Annotated in this window: 20 protein-coding genes; 18 read left to right on the forward strand and 2 right to left on the reverse strand. The window is 71.4% G+C overall.

Features of this window, described 5'->3' with window-relative positions:
- Positions 1-45 precede the first annotated feature (45 nt).
- The 9 genes from MCHT01_RS12590 to MCHT01_RS12630 all read left to right on the forward strand — a co-directional run bounded on the left by MCHT01_RS12590 (position 46) and on the right by MCHT01_RS12630 (position 16,237).
- Positions 46-7,032 carry a hybrid sensor histidine kinase/response regulator gene (locus tag MCHT01_RS12590; RefSeq protein ID WP_067065650.1) on the forward strand — a complete coding sequence of 2,329 codons (6,987 nt, stop codon included), beginning with the start codon at positions 46-48 and terminating at the stop codon, positions 7,030-7,032.
- A 113-nt stretch (positions 7,033-7,145) separates the two neighbouring features.
- Positions 7,146-8,129, forward strand: coding sequence for a GGDEF domain-containing protein (locus tag MCHT01_RS12595; protein WP_245643254.1), 984 nt, complete (start codon positions 7,146-7,148; stop codon positions 8,127-8,129).
- Between the two features lie 345 nt (positions 8,130-8,474).
- Positions 8,475-9,899: a CHASE3 domain-containing protein gene (locus MCHT01_RS12600; RefSeq protein ID WP_067065652.1), complete on the forward strand. Its 1,425-nt coding sequence runs from the start codon at positions 8,475-8,477 to the stop codon at positions 9,897-9,899.
- Positions 9,880-10,518 carry a response regulator gene (locus MCHT01_RS12605; RefSeq protein WP_067065653.1) on the forward strand — a complete coding sequence of 213 codons (639 nt, stop codon included), beginning with the start codon at positions 9,880-9,882 and terminating at the stop codon, positions 10,516-10,518. The genes MCHT01_RS12600 and MCHT01_RS12605 overlap by 20 nt, the downstream gene beginning before the upstream one ends.
- 270 nt (positions 10,519-10,788) lie before the next feature.
- Positions 10,789-11,673, forward strand: coding sequence for a response regulator (locus MCHT01_RS12610; protein ID WP_067065654.1), 885 nt, complete (start codon positions 10,789-10,791; stop codon positions 11,671-11,673).
- 11 nt (positions 11,674-11,684) lie between these two features.
- Entirely contained in the window at positions 11,685-12,182 is a 498-nt protein-coding gene (locus MCHT01_RS12615; protein WP_067065655.1) for a Csu type fimbrial protein, read from the forward strand.
- Positions 12,183-12,244: 62 nt separating this feature from the next.
- Positions 12,245-13,021 (forward strand): fimbrial biogenesis chaperone, encoded by a 777-nt coding sequence (locus tag MCHT01_RS12620; protein WP_067065656.1) that lies wholly within the window; start codon positions 12,245-12,247, stop codon positions 13,019-13,021.
- A gap of 16 nt (positions 13,022-13,037) precedes the next feature.
- Positions 13,038-15,698, forward strand: coding sequence for a fimbria/pilus outer membrane usher protein (locus MCHT01_RS12625; RefSeq protein WP_067065657.1), 2,661 nt, complete (start codon positions 13,038-13,040; stop codon positions 15,696-15,698).
- On the forward strand, positions 15,695-16,237 hold the full coding sequence (locus MCHT01_RS12630) for a spore coat protein U domain-containing protein (protein ID WP_067065658.1): 543 nt from the start codon (positions 15,695-15,697) through the stop codon (positions 16,235-16,237). The genes MCHT01_RS12625 and MCHT01_RS12630 overlap by 4 nt, the downstream gene beginning before the upstream one ends.
- 9 nt (positions 16,238-16,246) lie before the next feature.
- On the opposite strand, the gene MCHT01_RS12635 is transcribed toward MCHT01_RS12630, so the two are convergent.
- Positions 16,247-17,788: a cryptochrome/photolyase family protein gene (locus MCHT01_RS12635; protein ID WP_067065659.1), complete on the reverse strand. Its 1,542-nt coding sequence runs from the start codon at positions 17,786-17,788 to the stop codon at positions 16,247-16,249.
- A gap of 35 nt (positions 17,789-17,823) precedes the next feature.
- On the opposite strand from MCHT01_RS12635, the gene MCHT01_RS12640 reads away from it, so the two are divergent.
- From MCHT01_RS12640 to MCHT01_RS12670, 7 genes are all read left to right on the forward strand, one after another.
- The gene (locus MCHT01_RS12640; protein ID WP_067065660.1) at positions 17,824-18,402 is read left to right on the forward strand and encodes a YqgE/AlgH family protein; all 579 of its coding nucleotides are present in this window, start codon (positions 17,824-17,826) and stop codon (positions 18,400-18,402) included.
- Positions 18,403-18,478: 76 nt separating this feature from the next.
- A complete protein-coding gene (gene ruvX, locus MCHT01_RS12645) occupies positions 18,479-18,901 on the forward strand; it encodes a Holliday junction resolvase RuvX (protein ID WP_067065661.1) in 423 nt (140 codons plus the stop codon).
- Entirely contained in the window at positions 18,898-19,398 is a 501-nt protein-coding gene (gene pyrR / locus MCHT01_RS12650) for a bifunctional pyr operon transcriptional regulator/uracil phosphoribosyltransferase PyrR (RefSeq protein WP_067065662.1), read from the forward strand. Before ruvX ends, pyrR begins: the two co-directional genes overlap by 4 nt.
- A 4-nt stretch (positions 19,399-19,402) precedes the next feature.
- Entirely contained in the window at positions 19,403-20,365 is a 963-nt protein-coding gene (locus MCHT01_RS12655; protein ID WP_067065663.1) for an aspartate carbamoyltransferase catalytic subunit, read from the forward strand.
- The gene (locus MCHT01_RS12660) at positions 20,362-21,690 is read left to right on the forward strand and encodes a dihydroorotase (protein WP_067065664.1); all 1,329 of its coding nucleotides are present in this window, start codon (positions 20,362-20,364) and stop codon (positions 21,688-21,690) included. Before MCHT01_RS12655 ends, MCHT01_RS12660 begins: the two co-directional genes overlap by 4 nt.
- Positions 21,690-22,427 (forward strand): lysophospholipid acyltransferase family protein, encoded by a 738-nt coding sequence (locus MCHT01_RS12665; RefSeq protein WP_067065665.1) that lies wholly within the window; start codon positions 21,690-21,692, stop codon positions 22,425-22,427. Before MCHT01_RS12660 ends, MCHT01_RS12665 begins: the two co-directional genes overlap by 1 nt.
- A gap of 255 nt (positions 22,428-22,682) precedes the next feature.
- Positions 22,683-23,555, forward strand: coding sequence for a ribose-phosphate diphosphokinase (locus MCHT01_RS12670; RefSeq protein WP_067065666.1), 873 nt, complete (start codon positions 22,683-22,685; stop codon positions 23,553-23,555).
- A 135-nt stretch (positions 23,556-23,690) separates the two neighbouring features.
- On the opposite strand, the gene gpmA is transcribed toward MCHT01_RS12670, so the two are convergent.
- The gene (gpmA, locus tag MCHT01_RS12675; protein ID WP_067065667.1) at positions 23,691-24,434 is read right to left on the reverse strand and encodes a 2,3-diphosphoglycerate-dependent phosphoglycerate mutase; all 744 of its coding nucleotides are present in this window, start codon (positions 24,432-24,434) and stop codon (positions 23,691-23,693) included.
- 193 nt (positions 24,435-24,627) lie between these two features.
- On the opposite strand from gpmA, the gene MCHT01_RS12680 reads away from it, so the two are divergent.
- On the forward strand, positions 24,628-25,836 hold the full coding sequence (locus tag MCHT01_RS12680; RefSeq protein WP_067065668.1) for a porin: 1,209 nt from the start codon (positions 24,628-24,630) through the stop codon (positions 25,834-25,836).
- 18 nt (positions 25,837-25,854) lie between these two features.
- Positions 25,855-26,283 carry a type 2 periplasmic-binding domain-containing protein gene (locus MCHT01_RS12685; protein WP_067065669.1) on the forward strand — a complete coding sequence of 143 codons (429 nt, stop codon included), beginning with the start codon at positions 25,855-25,857 and terminating at the stop codon, positions 26,281-26,283.
- Positions 26,284-26,385 lie beyond the last annotated feature (102 nt).

The following is a 26,385-nucleotide window of genomic DNA, read 5'->3' on the forward strand; positions in this document are numbered from 1 at the left end:
CGAGCAGGGAAGACGGCGAGACAAGAGCGACAACAAAGAGCGAGCATGGACCTTACGCGCGAATCCGAGTTCCCCGCCGACCTGAGCCCCTTGGCCTGGGTCCAGGAGGAACTGCGCCGCACGCTGGAATCGGTGCACAAGGCCCTTCGCCGCGTGCTGCGCGATGCCGATGCGCGGTCATCGACCCTGACCGGCGGCGACGGCCAACCCAGCCCCGCGCTGCAGGGCGCTGCCCAGCAGATGCACCAGGCCGCCGGCGTGCTGGCCGTGGTCAGCCTGCCCGCCGCCGCGCAGCTGCTGCGCGCGGCCGAGGCCACGCTGTTCCGGCTGGCCGAATCCCCCAACGCGGTGACCATCGCCGAGGTCGAGGCCGTCGAGCGCGCCGACTTCGCCGTGCTGGCCTTCATCGCCAAGACCCTGGCCGGTGGCCAGCCCAGCTCGCTGGCGCTGTTCCCGGCCTATCAGTCGCTGCAGGAACTCAACGGCGCGGGCCGGATTCACCCGGCCGACCTGTGGACCGAGGAATTCCGCTGGCGCGAGCTGCCGCTGGACCACGCCGTGCGCGCGCTGAGCGCCGAGCAGATGCGCGGTCCCTTCGAGACGCTGCTGCTCAAGCAGATGCGCGCCCCGGCCCCCGGCCAGGGCCAGCTGCTGAGCGACCTGTGCGCCGGCCTGGCGCTGACCCAATCGCTGCCCAACGCCCGCACCCTCTGGATGCTGGCCGCCGGCCAGTTCGAGGCCCAATCGCGCGGCCTGCTCCCGGTGGACACCCTGGTCAAACGCCTGGGCTCGCGCCTGCTGGCGCAGCTGCGCGCCGGCAGCGACGCCGCCCCGTCGGAGCGCTTGGCCAAGGACCTGCTGTTCTTCGCCGCCGCGTCCAGGCAGCCCGCGCCCGGCAGCGCCCCGCGCCTCGAAGCGGTGCAGCTTGCTTACGGCCTGGTGGAAGCGCAGGCGGTCGACTACCGCGACGACACGCTGGGCCGCATCGACCCGACCTGGGTCGCCAACGCCAAGCGCCGCGTCGCCGCGGCCAAGGAATCCTGGGCCTCGGCCGCCGAGGGCGAGACCCATCGCCTGGGCGGCCTGAACGAGCAGTTCGCCAACGTCGCCGAGTCCCTGCAGAAGCTCTTCCCCAGCGGTGAAGTGCTGGGCGACACGCTGCGCCGCGCCGTCGTCACCACGCTGCGCTCGGGGCAGGCCCCGTCGCCCGCGCTGGCGATGGAGATCGCCACCTGCATGCTGTACCTGGAGGCGGCCCTCGAGGACGAGGCCTTCGACCAGCCGGAGCAGGCCGAGCGCGTCAAGAGCCTGGCCCGCCGCATCGAATCCGTCGGCCACGGCGAGGCACCGCTCCCGCTCGAAGCCTGGATGGAGGAGCTGTACCGCCGCGTCGCCGACCGCCAGACCCTGGGTTCGGTCGTGCACGAGCTGCGCGCCAGCTTGTCCGAGGTCGAGCGCCAGTGCGACGAGTACTTCCGTGACCCGTCCAAGCGCGAGCTGCTGATCCCCGTCCCCAACCAGCTGCAGGCCATGCGTGGCGTGTTCAGCGTGCTGGGCCTGGCGCAGGCCGCCCAGGCCATGCTGCGCATGCGCGACCAGGTCGACGAGCTGGCCAACACCGAGGTCGACCCCTCGCTGGCCGGTCCGCAGGCGCAGTTCGACCGCCTGGCCCACAACCTGGGCGCGGTCGGCTTCCTGATCGACATGCTCAGCGTCCAGCCGCAACTGGCCAAGCGCATGTTCCGCTTCGACGAGGACGCCGGCCTGCTGCAATCGCTGGTCGGCCGCGAGAGCGAGCAGCGCGCCCATGCGCGCGAGCTGGCCGCCGCCGAGGAAGCCGCCAAGCCGCAGCTGCTGGATCAGCTGCAGGCGACCGCGCAGGCCGTCGCCCAGGGCGACCGTCCGGCCGAGGACCTGGCGCGCGACCTGGAACGCATCTCGCACGAAGCCCGCGCCGCCGACGACCTCGGCCTGGCGCAGGCCGCGCAGCAGGCGCAGCAACAGCTGCTGTCCGCGGGCGACGCGGCCGGCGGCAGCCAGGCCGTCGAGTCGCTGCAGCAGTTCATCGAGGCCGCCGCCCCCCTGGCGCCGCCCGCTCCCGCGCCCAGCGCCCCGATCCCGCAGGCCGAGGAGGCCATCGACGAGGAGATGCTGGGCATCTTCCTGGAAGAGGCGGGCGAGGTCGTCGCGACCGCGCGCGAGGCGCTGTCCGCGCTGGCCCGCAACGGCTCCGACAAGGAGCAGCTGACGACGGTGCGGCGCGCGTTCCACACGCTCAAGGGCAGCTCGCGCATGGTCGGGCTGAACGAGTTCGGCGAAGCCGGCTGGGCCTGCGAGCAGCTCTACAACCACCGCCTGTCGGAGCACCCGCAGGCGGACCAGGACCTGCTGCGCTTCAGCAACGAGGCGCTGGACGCCTTCCAGGATTGGGCGAGCGCCATCGGCGAAGGCCGTCCGCACGGCTATCACAGCGCCCCGTTCCGCGCCGCCGCCGATGCGCTGCGGCTCGAGAACCGCTATCAGCCGCTGGCCGCTTCCGCCGCCGCGATCCCGACGCCCGAGGCGCAGGCCGCGGTGCCGCTGTCGCTGGCCGTGGCCGCCGAGGCGGTCGACCTGGCCCTGCCGCAGACGCTCCCGGTTCCCGAGGCCCATGAGCCGCACGAGGCCCCGACCGCGCATGCCGCGCCGGTCGACCCCGACGCGGTCGAACTGCTGGACCTGGGCGAACTGCCCGACCTGGGCGAAGTCATCGAGGTCGCCGAACTGCCGGCGACGCTGGAGGTCTCCGACCTGGCCCTGGGCGACCTGGGCGAGTTGACCGACCTCTCCGATCCGACGCTGACCGGCGAGACGGCCGCGGCCGCGCCGACGCCCGACGAGCAGGCCGCGCTGGACCTGCTGGCGACGCTGGATGCGTCCTCGTCCCACGGTCTGGCCGAGGAGCTGCCGTCGCTGGACCTGCCCGCGCTCGAACTGCCGGGCCTGGACGTCGACCCGCTGCCGATGCCCGACCTGGACATCGTCACCGACCTGGGCCTGCCGCAGGCCGTGAGCGGCGCGGCCGCCGCCGCCGAGCTCACCGAGCTGCCGCTGGAGTTCCCGGCCGATCTGCCGCAGGCGCTGCACGCCGAGACCGCCCCGCAGATCCCCGAGCTGACCCAGGCGCTGCCGGAACTCGACAGCACGGTCGACCTGGCCGCGCTGAAGCCGGCCGTGCCGACGGACCTCGTCGACGTGGTCGATGTGGTGGACGTCGTCGAGCTGGTCGACCTGCCGGCGGTCACCGCCGCGGCGCCCACGCTGGACGAGACCCTGGCGCTGCCCACGGTGGCCGAGGTGGTCGAGCCCGCCGAGCTGATCGAGCCGCTCGCCCCGATCGAGACCCTGGACCTGGCCGCCCCGGACTTCCATGCCGAGCCGACGGTGGCGCTGGAACCGACCGCGGGGCTGGACCTGCCCCCGGGCTGGCCGGAGGACGCGCCGCTGCTGGACATCGAGCCGACCGAGGCCATGCCGCTGGACCTGGCGCCGGAACCCGTCGTCGATGAGCCGACGCTGGACCTGCTGGACCTGTCCGACCTGAACACGCAAGCCGCGCCCGCGGTCGAGGCGCCGGCCGTCGCGCTGACGCTGGACCTGGCGCAGGAGCTGATCCACGACGCGCCGGCCGCCGACGCGGCCGATTCCGCCCACGCGGGCGAGCACGACGCGGAGTCGCCCACGCCGGTGGACGGCCTGTTGCCGCGCAGCCTGTCCGAGCTGGAACTGCCCGACCTCGATCTGGGGACCCCGTCCCCCGCGCATGCCGCGCCGGCGCTGAGCCTGGTCGGCGGCACCGCGGTCATCCCGCCGGAAGCCTACGAGGACGAGCCCGCCGAGGAATCGGACGAGGGCGTCAAGGTCATCGGCCCGCTGCGCATCAGCATCGCGCTGTTCAACATCTTCCTGAACGAGGCCGACGAGCGTTCGCGCCGTCTGCAGGTCGAGCTCAGCGAGTGGTCGCTGCTGCCCCAGGCCCCGCTGCCCGCCGATGCCGAGGCCCTGGCCCACGGCCTGGCCGGCAGCGCCGCGACGGTCGGCTTCGACGACCTGTCCGGGCTGGCCCGCGCGCTGGAGCATGCGCTCGAGCGCGCGCAGGGGCACGAGGTCCGCGACCCGACGCTGTTCCCGCGCGCCTCCGACGAGATCCGTCGCCTGCTGCACCAGTTCGCCGCCGGTTTCCTGAAGGAAGCCGAGCCCGCGCTGATGGCCGAGCTGCATGCCTTCGAACCGGGCGCGCCGCTCCCGGACGGCCATGCCGACAGCGACGCCGGCCTGCTGGCCATGTCGCTGCAGGAGGTGTCGACCGCCGCGCTCCCGTCCGCGCTGAACGACCTGTCGGCCGCGTCGATCGAGCCCTTCGCGGCGCCGACGCCCGACACGCAGCATGCGAGCTTCGTCGCGCACGCGGCCCAGGCCGCCGACGAGGACTTCGACTTCAGCGAGCCCGACCAGATCGAGCCGGAGCTGATGCCGATCTTCGAGGAAGAGGCCGAGGACCTGCTGGGCGAGCTGCACGCCGCGCTGCGCGAGTGGGCCGCGACGCCCGCGGACGGCAGCCGCGCCGCCGCCTGCATGCGGGTGCTGCACACCTTCAAGGGTGGCGCCCGTCTGGCCGGCGCGATGCGCCTGGGCGAGCAGGCCCACCAGCTGGAATCGCAGATCGAGCGCCTGATCGGCGACGGCGAGCCGCGCTTCGAGCAACTGCTCGCGCTGCAGGACGCCGGCGACGCGCTGGAGCACAGCTTCACCACGCTGCAGCGCAACTGGCGCGATCCGCAGCCGGTGGTGCCGGCGCCGATGGCGCCCGCCGCGCAGCCGGTCGTGGACTTGCCCGCGCCCCTCCCGGCGACCGCCGCGGTCGAGACCGTGCTGGCGCCCGCCGAGGGCTCGGACGCGATCCCGGCCGCCGTGGGCGATGCCCCGGCCGAGGCCGAGCCGACGCACGCCCCGGAAGCGGCCGAGCACGCCGAGCCGGCCGAACCGATGACCGCGAGCGCCCCCGAGGCGCTGCCCGAGCCGGTGATCGCCGCGCCCGTGGCCGCGCCGGTGCCCGCGCCCGACATCGAGATCGACTGGGCCCACTTCAGCGAGATCGCCGACCTGGGTCAGCCGCTGGAAAGCGCCCCGGTGGCCCCTGCCGCGCAGGTGCGCGTGCGTGGCGTGCTGCTGGAACGCATGGCCGCGCTGTCCGGCGAGGTCTCCATCCGCCGCGCGCGTCTGGAGTCCGAGCTGGGGCAGATGCGGACCTCGCTGTCCGACCTGGACGACAACCTGGAGCGTCTGCGCACGCAGCTGCGCGAGCTGGAGCTGCAGGCCGAGGCCCGCATCGCCGCCCGCCAGGAAGCCGCGCAGGCGACCGGCAAGGACTTCGACCCGCTGGAGTTCGACCGCTACACCCGCTTCCAGGAACTGACCCGCATGCTGGCGGAGTCGGTCAACGACGTGGCGACCGTGCAGCGCGGTCTGCAGCGCAACGTCGCGGCCGGCGAGGATGAACTGGCGGCCCAGTCGCGCCTGACGCGCGAGCTGCAGGACGACCTGCTGCGCACGCGGATGGTGGAGTTCGACTCCAGCCTCGCCGAGCGTCTGCATCGCGTCGTCCGCCAGGCCGCCCGCGAGAGCGGCAAGCAAGCCCAGCTGGAGATCCGCGGTGGCGGCGTCGAACTGGACCGCGCGGTGCTGGAGCGTCTGACGGGCGCCTTCGAGCATCTGCTGCGCAACAGCGTCGTGCACGGCATCGAGACGCCCGAGACCCGCCAGCAGGCCGGCAAGACGGCCTCGGGCCGCATCGTGCTGAGCCTGCATCAGGAAGGCAACGAGATCCAGGTCCGCTTCAGCGATGACGGCGCCGGCCTGGACCTGGGCCGCATCCGTGCCCGCGGCGAGAGCCAGGGCCTGATCCAGCCGGGTCAGGCGATGGACGACTCGCAGCTGATGGACCTGATCTTCGAGCCCGGTTTCTCGACGGCGGAAGCGCTGACCGAGATGGCCGGACGCGGCGTCGGCATGGACGTCGTGCGCTCGGAGGTGAACACGCTGGGCGGCTACGTGCTGACCCAGTCGACCGCGGGGCAGGGCGCCAGCTTCGAGCTGCGCGTCCCGCTGACCACCGCGCTGACGCAGGTCGTGGTGCTGCGCTACGGTGACCGCAAGGTCGCGGTGCCCGCCAACCTGATGCTGTCGGTGCAGCGCATGTCCGTCGAACAGGTCGAGCAGGCCTACGCCGATGGCGCGCTGACGGCCGCCGGCGAGCGCATGCCCTTCTACTGGCTGGGCGGCCTGATGCACCACAGCGACCGCGGCATCGCGCAGGGCAAGACCGTGCCGGTGGCGCTGGTGCACAGCGCGCAGCAGCGCCTGGCGCTGCACGTGGACGAAGTGCTGGGCAACCAGGAAGTCGTGATCAAGAACCTCGGCCCGCAGCTGATGCAGGTGCCGGGTCTTGCCGGCATCAGCCTGCTGGCGTCGGGCGACGTGGCGCTGATCTACAACCCGGTGGCGCTGGCCAACCGCTACGGCCATGCCGCGCAGCAGCGCGTGCACGAGGCGGAAGCCGCGCGCCAGGTCGTGATCGAGCAGGCCCCGGTCCAGCTCGCGCCCCTGGTGATGGTGGTCGACGACTCGCTGACGGTGCGCCGCGTGACGCAGCGCCTGCTCGAGCGCGAGGGCTACCGCGTGCTGCTGGCCAAGGACGGTCTGGATGCGATGGAACGGCTGGGTGGCGACGAGCTGCCGGCGGTCGTGCTGTCGGACATCGAGATGCCGCGCATGGACGGCTTCGATCTGGTGCGCAACCTGCGGGCCGACGCACGCCTGTCATCGCTGCCGGTGATCATGATCACCTCGCGGATCGCGCAGAAGCATCGCGATTACGCGCAGCAACTCGGCGTCGACGACTACCTGGGCAAGCCCTATGACGAAGAGCACCTGCTCGGACTCATCGCCCGATACACTGCGCACCATTCCGCCGGCAAGCCGGCGCGGGCATAGGCGTCGGGACACTCCCGGACGCGGTCGATGCCCCACAAGAGCAGCGAACAAGCACCATGTCCGGGGTCGTCGATCATCTTGCCGAACTGACGGGGTTCCGTGACCGGGACGTCATGGACGTCACCCTGGTCACGGCGCTGCGTGATCTCGTCGGCGGCCTGGTCGCCGTGGCGATCTACCGCTGCGTCGGCGAGCCCGGCGAGCAACGCTGGCTGACCCGTGCCCGGCTGCGCGCCGGCGACGCGGTGGCCACCGCCGATTCGCTCTGGGTCGATCCCGACGCGCTCCCCCGCCTGGCCGAGCACCCCCGCCGCCTCGAATGCCTGACGCAGCGCAGCGTGCTGCAGCAGCGCGAGGACAAGGACTGGGTGACGCTGTTCCCGCTGGCCACCGAGCGGGAGATCGTCGGCGTGCTGGAGCTGCACACCGCGCGCCGCCTCAAGGCCGAGGCCCAGCGCATGGTCTCCAGCGTGCTGCGGATCTATCACAACTTCCAGGGCCTGCTGGACTACAGCGAGCGCGACACGCTGACCGGCCTGCTCAACCGCAAGACCTTCGACGAGAGCTTCCTGAAGGCGGTGTCGGAGCTCCCGCATCGCCTGGCCCCCGTCAGCGCCGGCGACGACCGCCGCCACGCGGAGATCCATCCGCGCTACTGGCTGGGCGTGATCGACATCGATCACTTCAAGTCGATCAACGACCGCTTCGGTCACCTGATCGGCGACGAGGTCCTGCTGCTGCTGTCGCGCCTGATGCGCAGCAGCTTCCGTTTCAACGACCTGCTCTACCGCTTCGGCGGGGAGGAGTTCGTCGTGCTGATGCGCTGCGAGGACGAGGCCGACGCGGCCCATGCCTTCGAGCGCTTCCGCCTCAACACCGCGCAGTACGCCTTCCCGCAGGTGGGGCGCATCACGGTGAGCATCGGCTTCACGCAGATCCGCGGCGGGGATTCGCCGGCCGCGGCCTTCGAGCGCGCCGACAAGGCGGTCTACCACGCCAAGGGCGCCGGCCGGAACCAGGTCCAGAGCCATGCCGCCCTGGTCGCCCAGGGGACCATGGTCGAGGCCAAGCAGCTGAGCGACGTCGAGCTCTTCTGAGCCCCGCGCGGTCGCCTCCGGCGATCTCGATCAAGGACTGACCCCGGCACCGTACGCCGCATGGCTGGCGGAATGCCCCATCGCGAGACCCGTTCGGGCAATGGCCATCGTGGCGTTGCCGGCACGGGCATCGAAGCCGGGACTTGCTTTTCTCTCTCAGCCCCTCTAGCGTTAGCGCCATGTGAACGCGCCCCGCAGAGGGCGCGTCCTGTCGATTGCGAGAGAGCGAGAGTTCCAGGGATCGAAGGATCCGAAGCAGTGGGGTGGAGCCGGGCGCTTGTCATCACCGGAATACGACGGTCTCCACAGGGTGAGTTGAACACGGGTGCTCGAGCCCGGTCCTACATGCGCTTGCAGACCTTTCCGGTGGCCGCGGGCTTGCTGCTCGCCGGCTGTATCGCCTTCGTGGCCACCGCGTACAGCGAATACCGCAGTCTGGGCGATCTGACGCGCCAGGAGGCCGTCCGCGCCCATGCGTTGCGCACGCAATTGCTGATCAGCGATCTGAACGGGCTGTTGATCGACCTGGAAACCGGCCAGCGCGGCTTCCTGATCACCGGCGACGCCGCCTTCCTCGAACCGTATGAGAACGCGACGCGCGAGCTGGACAGCCGCTACGCCGCGTTGAAGGACGCCCTGGCCCTGAGCGGCGATCGGCAGCAACCCGCGTTCGAACGCCTGGATCGCTTCATCGCCGAGCGTCGGCGCCAGGTCGCCAGCAACATCGACAACCGCTGGAAGCTGGGCGAGTCGGCGCTCAAGGACGTGCAGGCCTACGTGGCGGGCAAGCAGCTGATGGACGAGATCCGCGGCGAGCTGGGGCGGCTGGAATCGCTGCAGCAGCGCCGCATCGACGCGATCGAGGTGGAGGTGGTCCGGCAGACCGAGCGCACCACGCTGCTGGCGCAGGTGCTGCCGCCGGCGGGCGGGGTGATGGTGGCGGCGGCGCTGGTGGCCCTGTGGCGGGAGCGCCAGCGGCGTGACGCCGCCGAGCGGGCGCTGCGCGACAGCCACGCGCAGCTGGAGACGGCCGTGGCCGAGCGGACCCGGGAGTTGAGCGAGGCGCTGCTGCGCATCCAGAGCTTCGCGGCGGAGCTGGACCGCGGCGTGGAGGCCGAGCGGCGCCGGCTGGCGCGCGAGGTGCACGACCAGCTCGGCCAGCTGGGCACGGCGGGGAAGATGCTGGCGCTGTCGATGGCGCGCAAGATCGCGCCGGCGCGGGAGCCGATGCTGGACGAGATGCTGGGCATCGCCGACGAGGTCATCGGTGCCGCCCGCCGCATCGCCACCAGCCTGCGGCCCCCGTTGCTCGACGACTTCGGCTTCGCCGCGGCGGTGCAGCACTACGTGCAGGGGCTGCAGCGGCAGACCGAGCTGATCATCGACATGGACCTGGCCCCGGACGACGAATTGAGCGCCGAACAGCACAACCAGCTGTTCCGCCTGCTGCAGGAGGCGGCGACCAACGTGCTGCGGCACGCGCAGGCGCATCAGCTGTCGATCTCCTCGGTCATCGAGGGGACGGAGTACCTGCTGCGGATCGAGGATGACGGCGTCGGTCCCGGCCATGTGCGGGCCGACGCGTCGGGGCTGAGGAACATGAGGGAGCGGGCGGTGCTGGCCGGCGGATCCATGGCCTTCGGGCCGGCGGAGGGCCGGGGCACCCGCATCGACGTGCGGGTGCCGCTGAACCGCGACGCGGGAGCGGCGGATGCCGATGGCGAGTCCATCGAGAACGAGGAGGGCTGGGATGAGGTTTCTGATCGTTGACGACCATCCGATCATGCGGCTTGGGGTCAAGCAGCTGATCCAGCATCAATGGCCGCAGGCCACCATCGACGAGGCCGCCACCATCGCCGAGGGGCTCCAGCACGGCCTGGCCCACAAGCCCGACGCGCTGGTGCTGGACCTGTCGCTGCCCGACGCCAGCGGGACCGAGGGCGCGAGCCGCATGCTGCGCGCGCTCAAGGGCGTCCCGGTGCTGGTGCTGAGCCTGAACGCCGAGTCCGCCTACGCGGCCCGGCTGCTGCAGATGGGGGTCTCCGGCTACCTCCCCAAGGACAAGGCGACCGACGAGCTGGTCGTGGCCCTGCAACGCCTGCTGCAAGGCGGCCGCTACGTGACGGCGGCGATGGCGGACCACCTGCTGGGCCTGCTCAGCGGCGCCTCGCCGGACCAACTGCCGCACGAGCAGCTCTCGGCCCAGGAACACCGCGTGATGCTGCTGATCGCCGCCGGCAAGACGCCGGCCGAGATCGCCGACACCATGCACCTGTCGGCCAAGACGGTGGGCACCTACCGGGCCCGCATCCTGGAGAAGACGGGCTGGCGCAACAACACCGAGCTGACCAAGTACTGCGTCCAGCACGGGCTGACGGACGCCGCCTGAGGTCCTGTCGGAACGGACGCGCCGCACGGCCCGCGGCGCGACCCGCGTGAGCGCCGCGTGAAGACGCGCGGCGCCGGGGCCGGGACAGCGCAACCCCTCGGAGGGGGCGACGAACGGGAGGGGGACTTGTAGGTGATCGCCGGACAAACCCTGCGGACGGACCCCGACATCAGCTTGCGTGGCGCGCTGCTGATGCATTCGCATGCCCGGGCGGAAGATGCCGGACATGCAGCGACGACCCGTGGCTGCGCGAATCCGGAGTACCCCTTCATGGACATCTTTCTCGTCGAGGACTCGTCGGCCATCCGCCGGCTCCTGGCGCGCCGGCTCGAATCGATGACCGGTGTCCGTGTCGTCGGTGAAGCGGACGCCGCGCCGCAGGCGGTCGCCTTGATCGACTGGCTGCAGCCCGACACCGTGCTGCTGGACATGACGCTGGCGGTGGGCACCGGCATCGACGTGCTGCGCGCGCTGCGCCGCAAGGGCTACGCCGGCCGCATCCTGATGCTCACCCACCATGCGATGGACGCCTACCGCGACCTGTGCATGAAGGCCGGGGCCGATGGCTTCTACGACAAGGGCAGCGGTCTGGAGACGCTGTTCGGCGACCTGGACGAGCTGCTGCAGAGCGAGCGCGCCACCGGCCGGCAGTCGCGCCCCTCGCCGCTGCTGCGCGACGGCGCCACCGGGATGCTGGGGCAGGTCGCGCTGCTCGAGCGCCTGGACCAGGTGCTGCGCATGGTCAACGCCGAGGCCGGCAAGGTGGCCGTCAACATCGTGGTGCTCAAGGGCCTGGACGCGCTGCTGCGCGGCGAGGGCGTGGCGGCGGCGGCGCCGGTGCTGGTCGAGATCGGCCGGCGCCTGTCGGGCTGCGCCGGGCCGGCCGACCTGCTGGCGCGGCATGCCAACGAGCAGTTCGCCCTGGTCGTGACCCGCGTGGGCTCGCCCGCCGAGGCCGAATCGCTGGCCGAGCGCATGCGCGAGTCGCTGTCCGAGCCTTTCGACCTGGGCGGCCATCCCGTGCGGCTGGACTCGCACGTGGGGCTGTCCCTCTATCCCCGCGACGCGATCACCGCGCGCGGCCTGCTGATCCTGGCGGAGGCCCGCGCGCATGGCGCCAAGCTTCCCGAAAAGGGCAGCGTCGTGGTGCACTGAACGGAGACCGGATGCAGGGACGGATCCTCTTCCTCGCCGCGCTCCTGTCGGGGTACGGCGACGCCGTCCTGGCCGGCACCTCGACGAACACGCTGAGCTCGCAGACCACCGTCACCACGGCCTGCAACGTGTCGGGCTCGACGCTGAGCTTCGGCAACACCATCGATCCGATCGGCACCGTGCCGGTCGACGCCACCTCGACGCTCACCGTCGAGTGCACCAACACCACGCCCTTCACGCTGTCGCTGAGCGCCGGCCTGAACGCGGGCGGCATCACCAACTTCAGCCAGCGCAAGCTCAAGAACGGCAGCTACACGCTGGGCTATCAGCTCTACACGGACGCGGCCCGGACCGCCATCTGGGGCGACGGGACCAGCGGCAGCACCACCTACGGCGGCAACGGCACGGGCGGCCTGCTGACGGTCTACATCTATGGCCGGCTGCCGTCGCTGACCGGGACGATTCCCGGGACCTACACGGACACGGTGACGGTGACGATCACGTATTGAGCACGAGGCGGGCCACGCGGGCCCGCGACGGAAGCAGTCGAACAGATCAGGGAGAGACGTCGATGAATCCGATCAAGCGAGGGTGGGCCGCGTGGCGGTCCGCGGCGGGTGCGCGCGGGGCGCTCATGGCGGTGGCGGCGCTGGTGGCCTCGTCGCTGACGCCGGCGGCCTGGGCCGCGGACGTGAGCATCATGCCGGTCAACGTGCGGCTGGACCGCGCGAACGACCGCGCCACGGTGCAGGTCCAGAACAACGGCAACGAGTCCGTGACCATGCAGGCCGAGGGCATCCTCTGGACCCGCCAGAACGGTCAGGACGTCGACGGTCCGACGACCGACCTGCTGGTCAATCCGCCGATCTTCACGCTGCAACCCGGCCAGGCGCAGGTGCTGCGCGTGGGGCTGCGGCGCACGCCCGACCTGCAGCAGGAGGCCACCTACCGCATGGTGCTGCGCGAGGTGCCCACCCCGCGCGCCAACGACGGCACGCAGGTGACCGGCGCGGTGCGGGTGCTGGTGGCGTTGCGGGTGCCGGTCTTCGTCGCGCCCACGCAGGTGCGGCGCGCCGAGAGCTGGAGCGTGCAGCGCGCCGCCAGCGGCGAGACGGTGGCCACGGTGACCAACGGGGGCAACGTCCATGTGAAGGTCAGCGAGCTGCGCATCACCAGCGCCTCGGGCGAGACCAAGTCCCTGCCGGTGCAGGGCGCGCAGAGCGTGGTCTTCCCCGGCGAGCAGCGCAGCTATCGCGTGCAGATGCCCAGCGGCGCGGTGGGCAACCTCCAGGTCATGACGGACCAGGGGCTGCAGACCATGCCGGCGGCCGGCGCCACGACCAAGTGAGACGGCCCTGCCGCCGATGATCCTCCGACACCGCCTGCGGGCGCTGGCGACGCTGACGGCGATCGCCGCGGCGGCCGAGCCTCGCGCGCAGGCTCCGCCCGTCGCGCCGGTGCCGACCGTGCCCGCGCCCGTCCCGGCACCGCGGCCTGGCGCGTCGGCGCCCTTGCCCGTGCCTCCCGCGCCATCGGCCTCGGCCGCCGAGGATCGCGCCTCGGCCGAGCGCCTGGCCGCGCAGACGCCGCGCTTCGGCGAGACCCTGCTGCTGGGGCTGAAGATCAACGGCATCGCCCAGCCGCAGACGGTGCGCGCGGTGCGCGTGCCCGAGGGGCTGGCGATCCCGCAGGAGCTCTGGACCGAGCTCAAGTTCCGGCCCGGGGGCCTGCCGCCCCGCATGATCGACGGCGAGCTGCACATGATCCTGGGCGAGGGCCCCGGCGAGCTGATGCGCTGGCGCATCGAGGAGCTCAGCCAGACGCTGGAGATCGACGCGCCGCCCCAGGCCTTCTCCGACCAGCAGATCGAGGTGGCGCGCGCCGCGACGCAGGTGACGCTGCCCTCGGCCTTCGGGCTCTACGGCAACTACGACGTGCAGTGGCAGCGCCAGCTGCGCACTGGCACCGGGGTGGGCACGGCCGGGGGCGGCAACGTCGACGGCTTCGGGGAACTGGGGCTGCTGACGCCGGCGGGGGACCTCAACCACCAGCAGCTCTACCGCAGCGGCACGGGGGGCGGCTGGGTGCGGCTGTCCACGCGCTGGACCATGGACCGGCCGGAGCACCTGACCAGCTGGCGCGTGGGCGACGGCATCGCGCAGCCCGGCACCTGGGGACAGGCGATGCGCTTCGGCGGCGTGCAGTGGAGCACCGACTTCTCGCTGCGTCCGGGCTTCCTGAGCTTCCCGCTGCCCACGCTCAAGGGCGAGGCCGCGCTGCCGTCGACGGTGGACGTCTTCGTCAACAACAGCCAGCGGCTGCAGGGCCGCGTGCAGCCTGGTCCCTTCGACATCACCGACCTGCCCATCGTCACCGGCCAGGGGGAGATCCGCACCGTGGTGCGCGACCTGCTGGGCCGCGAGCAGGTGGTGGTGCAGCCGTACTACATCAGCCCCTCGCTGCTCAAGCCGGGGCTGTCGGCCTACAGCCTGGAGACCGGCTGGCTGCGCGAGAACTACGGCATCGACAGCAACCGCTACGGCCGCGCGATGCTCAGCGGCACCTGGCGCCACGGCGTCAGCGCCGGTTTCACGCAGGAGTGGCGCGGCGAGTTCTCCGCGCGCCAGCAGGCGGTGGGCGCCTCGGGGCTGTGGCTGATCCGCTCGCTGGGCACGCTGAGCCTGTCCGGCGTGGCCAGCCGCAGCGACGATCCCGACGCGCGGCGCGGCGCGCTGGCCACCGTCGGTCTCGAGCGCCAGGGCATGGACTGGAGCGGCGGCTTCCAGATCAAGCGCGCCAGCGCGGGCTTCACGCAACTGGGCGCGCCCGTGCTGCCGAAGTGGAGCCTGTCAGCCTCCGTCGGCACCTCCTGGCGGCAGTGGGGCCTGGGCGTGGGCCTGGTGAACCAGGGCAAGCCGCAGCGGCCCGCGCCCGACGGGCAACTGCAGGTCGCCAACAAGCTGCTGTCGCTCAACGCCAGCCGCAGTCTGGGCAACTGGGGCTTCTTCGGCGTGTCGGCGCTTCGCGCGGGCGATGGTGGCGGGACCTCGATCTCGGTGTTCTGGACCCTGCTGCTCGACGGCAACAAGAGCCTGTCCACCGCCTGGCAGGGGCAGCGCGGCGGCGGGCAGTCCTCGCAGGACGTGTGGCAAATGCAGCTCCAGAGCAACCCGCCGGTGGGCGAGGGTCTGGGCTACCAGTTGCTCGCCGAATCGCGCGGGCGGCAGCAGGCGCAGGCGCAGTGGCAGAGCAACGTGGTCGCGCTGGATGGCGGCGTGTCGCGGCTGGCCGGGCGCACCGACGTGCGGCTGGGTGCCAGCGGCGGGCTGGCCTACATCGACGGCAGCGCCTACGCGAGCCGCCGCATCGACGGCGGCTTCGCGGTGGTGCAGGTCGGCGAGCAGCCCGACGTGCGCATCACCCACGACAACCAGCCGGTGGCGCGCACCGATTCGCGCGGGCGCGCCTTCCTGCCGTCGCTGCGCGGCTACCAGGTCAATCGCGTCGGCGTCGTCGCCGACGACCTGCCGCTGGACGCCGAGATCGAGACGCTGGAGCTGCAGGTCACCCCGGCGGCGCGCAGCGCGGCGCTGATCCGTTTCCCCATCACGCACAGCCAGACGGCGACCTTCCGCGCCGTCGACGAGGACGGCGAGCCGCTGCCCCCCGGGACCGAGCTGCGCCTGATCGGCGCCTCGCGCGCCTTCCCGATGGGTCTGGACGGCAAGGCCTTCCTGACCGGCCTGGCGACCGAGCCCGGCGCCGTCAACCGCGTGCGCGCCGTGCGCGAGGACGGCAAGCCCTGCGTCCTGGAGCTGCGCCTGCCGCCGCAGGCGGCCGAGCTGCCCGAGCTGGGCACGCTCGTGTGCCGCCAGGAGCCCGGAGCTCGCTCCGTCCTGCCACCCGCGCCGTCTTCCGTTCCGCCCGCCGTCCCGACGTCTGCCCCGCCTCCCGCGCCGGCCTCGGTCCCGCCTCCCGCGCCGACCGCCGCGCCGATCCCCGTCCTCCCGAAGGAGTCACGATGACCTCGACCCCCCTCCCGCTCTTCCGCCGCCTGCCGGCGCGACTGGCCCTGAAGGCGGCGCTCGTGCTGCCGCTGGCGCTCGCGGCGCACGAGGCCTCGGCCGTCCTGGTCTGCGTGGGCGCGTGCAGCTGCTCGGCGCAGACGACCAGCCTGCTGTTCGCCAACTACAACCCGCTCGCCTACGGCAACACCGACACGACCGGCACGGTGACGATCAAGTGCGGCGGCGTCGCGGGCCTGCTGGTGCCGTACACGATCGCGCTCAGCACCGGCGGTGGCTCGACCTTCGCCGGCCGGCGCCTGGCCTACGGCGCGAACGTGCTCAGCTACAACCTCTATTCCGACTCCGGCTACACGTCCATCTGGGGCGACGGGACCGCGTCGACGTCCACGGCCTCGGGCTTCGTGCTGCTGGACGTGATCAGCCTGCTGGGCTCGGTGACCTACACCGTCTACGGCCGGATCCCGGGCCGGCAGGTGACCACCATCCCCGGCGGGCCCTACGTCGACGCGGTGACCGTCACGATCACCTACCAGTGAGGCTCGCCCTTACTGGTCCGAGACCTGGGGCGCGTCCGGGAAGCCGCGGTCCTTGACCACGGCGTAGCGGTCCATGGTGGCCATGCGCGCCGTCTCGTGGCGCACGATGGGCGCGGGGTAGTCCCGGCCCAGCACCACGCCGCAGGCGGCGAGCTCCACGGGCTTGGCCAGCCAGGGCGCGTGCAGCAGCTTGGGCGGGAGCTTCGCCAGCTGCGGCAGGTAGCGTTTGATGAACTTCCCGTCGGGATCGAACTTCTCGCTCTGGTTCACCGGATTGAAGATGCGGAAGTAGGGCTGCGCGTCGCAGCCGCTGGACGCCGCCCACTGCCAGCCGCCGTTGTTGGCCGCCAGGTCGAAGTCGATCAGCTTCTCGGCGAAGTAGGCCTCGCCGCGGCGCCAGTCGATGCCCAGGTCCTTGATCAGGAAGCTCGCCGTGACCATGCGCAGCCGGTTGTGCATGTAGCCGGTCTCGTTGATCTGATGCATGGCCGCGTCCACCAGCGGATAGCCGGTGCGGCCCTGGCACCAGGCTTCGAAGTCGGCGTCCGCGTCGGGGCCCTCGGCCCAGCGGATGCGGTCGTACTCGGGCCGGAAGGCCCGCTCGGCCACGCGGGGATGGTGGTGCAGCACCTGGTGATAGAAATCGCGCCAGATCAGCTCCGACAACCAGGTCTGCGCGCCCGCGCTGCCGCCGGTCGCCGCGTAGCCGCGCGCATGCGCCTCGCGCGCCAGCTCGCGGATCGAGATCGTCCCGAAGCGCAGATGCGTGCTCAAGTAGCTGGGGCCCTTGGCGGCGGGGAAGTCGCGCGTGTCGGCGTAGCGGTCGATGCGCTCGAGGAACTCGTCGAAGAGCCGCCGCGCGCCCGCGCTGCCGCCGCTCAGCGCCGCGTTCAGGCCCGCGGGCTCGAAGCCGATGTCGCCCAGCGCCGGCACGCGCGCGCCGTGCAGCGGCGTGCCGTCCGGCAGCGTCGCGGGCAGGCGCGCCAGGCGCTCGGCGTAGCGCTCGACCGGGTAGCTGCTCAGGTAGAAGGGCGTGACCGCCTTGAGCCAGGCGTTCTTGTAGGGCGTGAAGACACCGTAGGGCTGGCGTGCGCCCGTCAGCACCTCCGAGCGCTCGAAGATCACGTGGTCCTTGAAGCTCGCCACCTGCAGGCCGCGCGCCAGCAGCGTCTCGCCGACGGCGGCATCCCGCCCGAGCGCGTCGGGCTCGTCGTCGTGGTTGAAGTAAAGCGCCCCGGCGCCCAGCTGCGCGGCCAGCGCGGGGATCTGCTCACGGGCGAGGCCGTGGCGCACGATCAGCCCGGCGCCTGGGGCGAGCGCGCCCAGGTCCGCGTCCAGCACGCGCAGGGCATCGAGGATGAATTCCACGCGGCGGTCGGCGCGCGGCAGCGCGTCCAGGATGGCAGTGTCCAGCACGAAGGCGCAGAACACGCGGCGATGGCGCTTGAGCGCGTGGTACAGCGCGGCATGGTCGTGCGCGCGCAGGTCGCGGCGCAGCCAGACCAGGGCGGTGTCCGGGTCCGGCGCGGTGGTTTGGGAGCGATCCGTCATGGGAGCGGAGTGTCGGTGAAATAGAATCCGCCGCTATGTCCAAGGAACGCATCGACCTGACCAACCAGTTCCTGATCGCCATGCCGGGCATGGTGGACGAGACCTTTGCCGGCTCCGTCGTCTACCTGTGCGAGCACAACGAGAAGGGCGCGCTGGGCCTGGTCATCAACAAGCCGATTTCGCTCACGCTGGGCAACCTGTTCGAGAAGGTCGAGCTCGAGCTCAACGACGAGGACATGGCCGCGCGGCCGGTGTTCTACGGCGGTCCGGTCCAGACCGAACGCGGCTTCGTCCTGCACGAGCCGCTGGACGAGCAGGGCAACCACTACAACGCCACGCTGGCCGTCCCCGGTGGTCTGGAGATGACCACCAGCCGCGACGTGCTGGAGGCGCTGTCCAGCGGCGCCGGCCCCCGCCGGGTGCTGGTCACGCTGGGCTACAGCGGCTGGGCCGCCGGGCAGCTCGAGGAAGAGATCGGCCGCAACGGCTGGATCACCGTCGACGCCACGCCCGAGATCATCTTCGAGACCCCCATCGAGGAGCGCTACGACAAGGCGCTCGCGCTGCTGGGCATCGATCCCCGCATGCTCAGCCAGGAGGCCGGGCACGCATGAGCACCTTGAGCCCCCCAGTCGCTTTGCTCCTGCCCCCGAGGGGCGCTGCCCGCCTTGGGGCGGCCCGGCGGCGGGCATGACCCGGGAGCCCGCAGCCATGGCCGCGACTCCCGCCTCCTTCGTTTCTCCCCTCGCATTTGATTTCGGTACCAAGCGCCTCGGCGTGGCGACCGGCAACCGGATGCTGGGCAGCGCGCGCGGGTTGCGGACGATCACCGAGCAGGGCGACGCCCGCTGGGCCGCGATCGCGGCGCTGATCCAGGAGTGGCAGCCCGACGCGCTGGTCGTCGGCGTGCCGCGGCATCCGGACGGCGCCGAGCACGAGATGACGGCGCGCGCGAGGAAATTCGCCGGCCAGCTGCGCGGCCGCCATCGGCTGCCGGTGGTCGAAGTCGACGAACGCTACACCAGCGCGGAAGCCCAGTCGCAGGGCGCGCGCGACCTCGATGCCGCCAGCGCGGCATTGATCCTTGAACAATTCTTCCGGGAACATCCATGAGCACATTGCACCTTGATGCGGAAGCGCTCTACGCCGACCTCGCGCGCGGCGTCCAGCGCCTGCTGCAACCTGACTGCGCCCTGGTGGGCATCTGGTCCGGCGGGGCCTGGCTGGCCGAGCGCCTGCAGCAGGACCTGAAGCTGGACGGCCAGCACGGCGTCATCTCCAGCGCGCTGCACCGCGACGACTTCGGCAGCAAGGGCATGAACGCCAGCGCCGATCACACCAAGCTGCCCTTCGACGTCGAGGGCCGCCACATCCTGCTGATCGACGACGTGCTCTTCACCGGCCGCACCACGCGCGCGGTGATCAACGAGCTCTTCGACTTCGGCCGCCCCGCGAGCGTGACGCTGGCGGTGCTGGTCGACCGCGGCGGCCGCCAGTTGCCGATCGAGCCGGTGTTCTCGGCCGCCCGCGTCGCGCTGGCGCCCGAGCAGCGCCTGCGCCTGGCCAAGGACGACTCCGGCCGCTTCAGCTTCGACGTGAAGGGGGACTGATCCCATGCTGAGCAAACGCAATCCCCAACTCAACAAGCACGGCGAGCTGATCCACCTGCTGTCCACCGAGGGCCTGCCCCGTGCGGTGCTGCACCAGATCCTGGACACGGCCGGCACCTTCCTGTCGGTCAACGACCGCGAAGTGAAGAAGGTGCCGCTGCTGCGCGGCAAGTCGGTGTTCAACCTGTTCTTCGAGAACAGCACCCGCACCCGCACGACGTTCGAGATCGCCGCCAAGCGGCTGTCGGCCGACGTGATCAACCTGGACATCGCGCGCTCCAGCACCGCCAAGGGCGAGACGCTGCTGGACACGGTGGCCAACCTGTCGGCGATGCATGCGGACATGTTCGTGGTCCGCCACAGCGAGTCCGGCGCCCCGTATCTGATCGCGCAGCACTGCGCCCCGCATGTCCACGTGGTCAACGCCGGCGACGGCCGCCACGCGCATCCGACGCAGGGCCTGCTCGACATGTACACGATCCGTCACTACAAGAAGGACTTCACCAATCTGACGGTGGCGATCGTCGGCGACATCGTGCACTCGCGGGTGGCGCGCAGCGACATCCATGCGCTGTCGACGCTGGGCGTGCCGGAGATCCGCGCGGTCGGCCCGAAGACGCTGGTCCCCGGCGACCTCAAGGACATGGGCGTGCGCGTGTGCCACGACATGGCCGAGGGCGTGAAGGACGCCGACGTCATCATCATGCTGCGCCTGCAGAACGAGCGCATGGGCGGCGCGATGCTGCCCAGCGCGGGCGAGTACTTCAAGAGCTTCGGCCTGACGCCCGAGAAGCTGGCGCTGGCCAAGCCCGACGCCATCGTGATGCACCCGGGTCCGATCAACCGCGGCGTGGAGATCTCGTCCACCGTGGCCGACGGCCAGCACAGCGTGATCCTCCCTCAAGTCACCTTCGGCATCGCGGTGCGCATGGCCGTGATGTCCATCCTGGCGGGGAACGAAGCATGAAGATCCTGATCAAGAACGGCCGCCTGCTCGACCCCGCGTCGGGCCTGGACCAGCAAGGCGACCTGGCCATCGCCTCGGGCCGCATCGTGGCGATGGGCGAAGTCGGCGACTTCGCTGCGGACCGCGTCATCGACGCCAGCGGCCTGGTGGTCGCGCCGGGCCTGGTCGACCTGGCCGCGCGCCTGCGCGAGCCCGGCCACGAGCACGAAGGCATGCTGGAGAGCGAGCTGGCCGCCGCGGCCGCCGGCGGCGTGACCAGCCTGGTCTGCCCGCCCGACACCGATCCCGCGCTGGACGAGCCGGGTCTGGTGGAGATGCTCAAGTTCCGCGCGCGCAAGCTCAGCCGCTGCCGGCTGTTCCCGCTGGGCGCGATCACGCGTGGCCTGGCGGGCGAGGCCCTGACCGAGATGGCCGAGCTGACCGAGGCCGGCTGCGTCGGTTTCTCGCAGGCCAACCAGCCCATCCGCAACACGGTGACGCTGCAGCGCGCGATGCAATACGCGTCGAGCTTCGGCTACGCGCTGTGGCTGCATCCGCGCGATCCGTGGCTGAGCGGGGGCGTGGCCGCCAGCGGCCCGGTGGCGACGCGGCTGGGCCTGTCGGGCGAGCCGGTGATCGCCGAGACCATCGCCCTGCACACCATCATCGAGCTGGTCCGCACGACCGGCGCGCGCGTCCACCTGTGCCGCCTGAGCAGCGCGGCCGGCGTGGACCTGGTGCGCCAGGCCAAGAAGGACGGCCTGCCCATCACGGCGGACGTGTCCATCAACTCGCTGCACCTGAGCGACGTGGACATCGGCTACTTCGACCCGTCGATGCGCCTGCTGCCGCCGCTGCGCCAGCAGCGCGACCGCGACGCGCTGCGCGCCGGCCTGGCCGACGGCACGATCGACGCGCTGGTCAGCGATCACAACCCGGTGACGGCCGACGAGAAGTCGCTGCCCTTCGCCGAGGCCACGCCGGGCGCGACCGGGCTGGAGCTGCTGCTGAGCCTGGCGCTGCGCTGGGGCGCGGACGAGGGCTTGTCCCTGGCGCAGAGCCTGGGCGCGATCACCGCGCGTCCCGTCAAGGTGCTGGGCGGCGCGCTGGGCTCGCTGTCGGCGAGCGCGGGCCGGCTGGTCGCGGGGGGCGTGGGCGACGTGGTCGTCTTCGACGCCGAGGCCAGTGGCGCGGTGACGCCGGAGCGTCTGGTCAGCCAGGGCAAGCACACCCCCTTCAGCTTCGACATCACCGGCTTCGAGCTGCCGGGCCGCGTGTGCTACACGCTGGTGGCCGGCACGGTCGCCTTCGAATCGCTGGTCACCGACGTCGAGCGGACCGTCTGATGCGCGCCTTCGTCGGGGTGTGGCGGGCGCTGCGCATGGTGGCCCACATCGGGCACGGCGTGTTCCTCGTGCAGGTGCGCTGGAGCGGCTTCGACGCCAGGACCAAACAGCGCTACGTGGGCTGGTGGTCGGGCAAGCTGCTGCGCGTGCTGGGCGTGCGGCTGGACGCGCCGGGCGAGCAGTCGCCCGCGCCGCGGCTGATCACGGCGAACCACATCTCGTGGCTGGACATCGCGGCGATGCACGCGGTGATGCCGGAGGCGCGCTTCGTGTCCAAGGCGGACATCGCGACCTGGCCGCTGGTGGGCTCGCTGGCGACGGCGGTGGGCACGCTCTACATCGAGCGCGCCAGCAAGCGCGATGCGCTGCGCGTGGTGCACAAGACCGCAGAGGCGCTGGCCGCCGGCGAGACGGTGGCCGTCTTCCCCGAGGGCACGACCGGCGCCGGTTATCCGCTGCTCCCGTTGCACGGGAACCTGCTGCAGGCGGCGATCAGCACGGCGACCCCCTTGCAGCCGGTGGTGCTGCGCTGGCACCAGCCGGGCAGGCCTTACAGCGAGGCGGCCCAGTACATCGGGCAGATGTCGCTGATGGAGAGCCTGTGGCGCATCCTGACCGCCAAGGACCTGGCGGTGGAGGTGCGCGCGCTGCCGGCGCTGCCCACCGAAGGGCTGGACCGCCGCCATCTGGCGGAGGAACTCGCCCGCCGCATCACGGCGGCGCTGCCGGCGCCCTGATGAGGGCGGGGGCCTCGCTTTCCGGCGAGCCCGAAGACCCTCTCCCCAGCCCTCTCCCGCAAGCGGGCGAGGGGGCATTCAGCGCGGTGCTTGTTCACTCCCTCTCCCGCGGGGCGGGAGAGGGCGGGGGTGAGGGTGGGAGCGTCGCAGTACGCCGCTCCCCCAGGCGCGGCACTTGCCCTCGGGCGACCGATTGCCGCCCCACCTGGGGGCGGACCGCTCCCCGACGACAGGAAATGGTGCGAGGATCCGCCGATGCTGCTTGCCTTCGACGATGAACAGGACCTGGCCACGCGTCTGGCCATCGAGCTCGGGCGCCCGATGGGCGTCATCACCCGTCACCGCTTCCCGGACGGCGAGGTCCGCCTGGTGCTGCCCAAGCCGCTGCCCGCGGACGTGATCCTGCTGCGCGGCCTGCAGCACCAACCCAACGACCGGCTGGTCGAGCTGCTGATCGCGGCGCCGGCCGCGCGTGCCTGGGGGGTGCAGCGCCTGTCCCTGGTGGCGCCCTATCTGGCCTACATGCGGCAGGACATGGAGTTCACTGCCGGCGAGGCGGTCAGCCAGCGCCACATTTCGGCGCTGCTGGCGACGCAGTTCGACCGCGTCGTCACCGTGGATCCGCACCTGCACCGCATCGCCAGCCTGGACGAGGTGATGCCCGTCGGCCGCGGGGTGTCGCTGTCGGCGGCATCGCTGCTGGGTCGCTGGATCGCGGCGCAGGTGCCGGGCGCCGTGCTGGTCGGACCGGACGAGGAGTCGGGCCAATGGGTCGCCGAGGCGGCACGGGCCGGCAAGCTCGCCCACGCGGTGGGCCGCAAGGTGCGCTTCGGCGACACGCAGGTCACCCTGGCCTTCCCGGACGTCGACGTGCGCGGCAAGGCGGTGGTGCTGCTCGACGACATGGCCTCGACGGGCCGCACGCTGATGGGTTCGGCGCGCGAGGCGCTGGAGCGCGGCGCGGCGTCGGTGGACGTGGCCGTCACGCACGCGCTGTTCAACGGTGACGCCCTGCCCAAGCTGCGCGAGGCCGGCGTGCGCCACGTCTGGAGCAGCAACGCGGTCCCGCACGAGAGCAACGCGGTGTGCGTCGCGCAGCTGCTGGCGACGGTGTTCCGGAGGCGGTGAGGCGGGCGTGAGGTCGGCCTGAGATCGCGTCCCACGCGCTCACCCAAAAGAGAAAGCCCGGCACTGCCGGGCTTTTTGCTGCCTGCGGCCGCGGATATTGGACCGCGGCTCAGGCCGTGAAAGCGCTCAAGGCGATCACGCCTTGCCCTGATTCGCCACCGCTGCGGCGGCCTTGGCGGCGGCTTCGGCGTCGCCCAGGTAATAGCTCTTGATGGGCTTGAGGTCCTTGTCCAGTTCGTAGACCAGCGGGATGCCGTTGGGAATATTCACGCCAACGATGGCTTCGTCGGCGATGCCGTCCAAATACTTCACGAGAGCCCGGATCGAGTTGCCGTGGGCCGCGATTAGCACGCGTTGTCCCGACAGAATGGCGGGCGCGATCTGTTCATTCCAGTACGGCAGCACGCGGGCCACGGTGTCCTTCAGGCACTCGGTCAGCGGAATGTCGCTGGGTTGGAGACCCGCGTAGCGGATGTCGCCGCGCTCGCTGCGCGGGTCGCCCGTTTCGAGCGCGGGCGGCGGCGTGTCGTAGCTGCGGCGCCAGACCAGCACCTGCTCGTCACCGTATTGCTTGGCCATGTCGGCCTTGTTCAGGCCCTGCAGGGCGCCGTAATGGCGCTCGTTCAGGCGCCAGCTGTGACGCACGGGCAGCCACTGGCGATCCATCTGGTCCAACGCATGCCACAGCGTCCAGATGGCGCGCTTGAGCACCGAAGTGTGGGCCACGTCGAAGTCCAGACCGGCTTCCTTCAGCAGACGGCCCGCCTGCTGCGCTTGGGCCACGCCGGTGGGCGTCAGATCGACATCGGTCCAGCCGGTGAAACGGTTCTCGAGATTCCAGGTCGATTCGCCGTGGCGAATCAGCACGAGCTTGTACATGGGGTCTGTCTGTGAAGTTTGGCCGGGTCCCGGCGGGCCCGGCGGATTCTAGAGGTTCCCCTCCAGGGGGATCGCCTCAAGAAGCCTTCCACACCGCCGACAACAGTTTTCGCATCGGGCGAAAGGCGCACCGCGTCCTCGCCATTCCGCTCCGGCCCGTGCCGGGCTTCAACGCAGTACTGGAGTACTTTCAATGATGGTTGTGAAGAGCTTGCGCATGACGCCCCTGGCGCTGGCGCTGGTGGCTTTCGGCGCCCAGGCGCAGAGTCAGTCGGACTCGATGTTCTCGTTCTCCGGCTTCGGCACGGTCGGCCTGACCGGCGCGACCAAGGACGGCGCCGAGTACGTCATCCCCGGCCAAGTGCACGGCGCCGACAAGTCCATCAGCGGCGAAGTCGACTCCAAGCTGGGCCTGCAGGGCACGGCCAAGTTCAACAGCCAGTTCTCCGCCACCGTCCAGGTGCTGACCAAGCAGACCGGCAAGGGCGACTGGACGCCGCAGATCGAATGGGCCTTCGCCAAGTGGCAGGCCACCCCTGGCCTGGCCATCCGCGCCGGCCGCATGGGCGCCCCCTTCTTCGCCGTGTCCGACTTCCGCGACGTGGGCTACGCCAACACCTGGCTGCGCCCGCCCATCGACGTCTACGGCCAGGTGCCCGTCAGCCACTTCGACGGCGCCGACGTGAACTGGACCACCCAGATCGCCGGCAAGACCGTGTCGGTGCAGGCCATCGGCGGCGAGAGCTCCTCCTACGTCCGCCAGGTCAAGATCGAGATCAAGAAGATGGTCGGCGTGAACTTCACCGCCGAGCTGCTCGACGGCCTGAACCTGCGCCTGGGCCATGTCCAGGGCAAGCTCAGCGCGCACAGCGCCTCCGCCGACGCGCTGGTCGGCCTGCTGCGCCAGACGCCGTTCGCCGCCGTGGGCAACGCCTTCGACCCGACCGACAAGGACGCCAGCTTCTCCGGCATCGGCCTGACCTACGACGAAGGCCAGTGGGTGGTCGCCGCCGAGTACACCAAGCGCCGCACCGACTCGTTCGTCCCCGACACCACCGGCTGGTACACCACCGTCGGCTACCGCGTCGGCAAGTGGACCCCCTACGCCACGCTGTCGCAGCAGAAGACCGACAGCAGCAACGTGGACAACACCATCCCGTCCAGCGTGGTCGTGGCCAACCTGCCGCTGCGCGCCGTCGTCGACGCCGCCCTGGCCGCGCAGAGCACGCCGCAGAAGACCATCGCCGTGGGCGTGCGCTGGGACGCGTGGCGCAATGTCGCGGTCAAGGCCCAGTACGACAGCATCAAGACCACCGGCGCCGGCCAGTTCTACAACGTCCAGCCGGGCTTCAACAACGCGCGCGTCGGCGTCTACAGCCTGGCTGTGGACTTCGTGTTCTAAGCAAGACAAGAGGCTTCAATGCAGTTCAACATGATCAAGCCCCTGCTCGGCGCGCTGGTCCTCGTCGCCGCGGCCTCCGCCCAGGCGCAGGTCGCCGTGGTCGTCAATCCGAAGAACCTGGCCGCCAGCATGACGGCCGACCAGGTCTCCAGCATCTTCCTGGGCAAGACCAACACGCTGCCCAGCGGCGCCGCCGCGCAGGCGGTGGACCTGCCCGACAGCGCCGCCGCGCGCGAGCACTTCTATTCGAAGGCCACCGGCAAGTCCTCGGCGCAGGTCAAGGCCGCCTGGTCGCGCCTGGTGTTCTCCGGCAAGGGCACGCCGCCCAAGGAGCTGGGCAGCGCTGCCGAAGTGAAGAAGTTCGTCGCCGCGAACCCCGACGCCATCGGCTACATCGAGAAGTCGGCTGTCGACGGCTCGGTGAAGGTGGTGCTGAGCGTCGACTGACGCCGCCGCCCGCCGCGGGCGGGCCCCGCTCCGACGCCGCGCAGACGGCCGGAGCGGCGGCCCCCGCGGCACATCGGGCGGATCGATCTTCCGGGGAGGCCG

It is taken from the genome of Mitsuaria chitosanitabida ATCC BAA-476 = NBRC 102408, assembly GCF_001598255.1.
Taxonomy (GTDB): domain Bacteria; phylum Pseudomonadota; class Gammaproteobacteria; order Burkholderiales; family Burkholderiaceae_C; genus Roseateles; species Roseateles chitosanitabidus.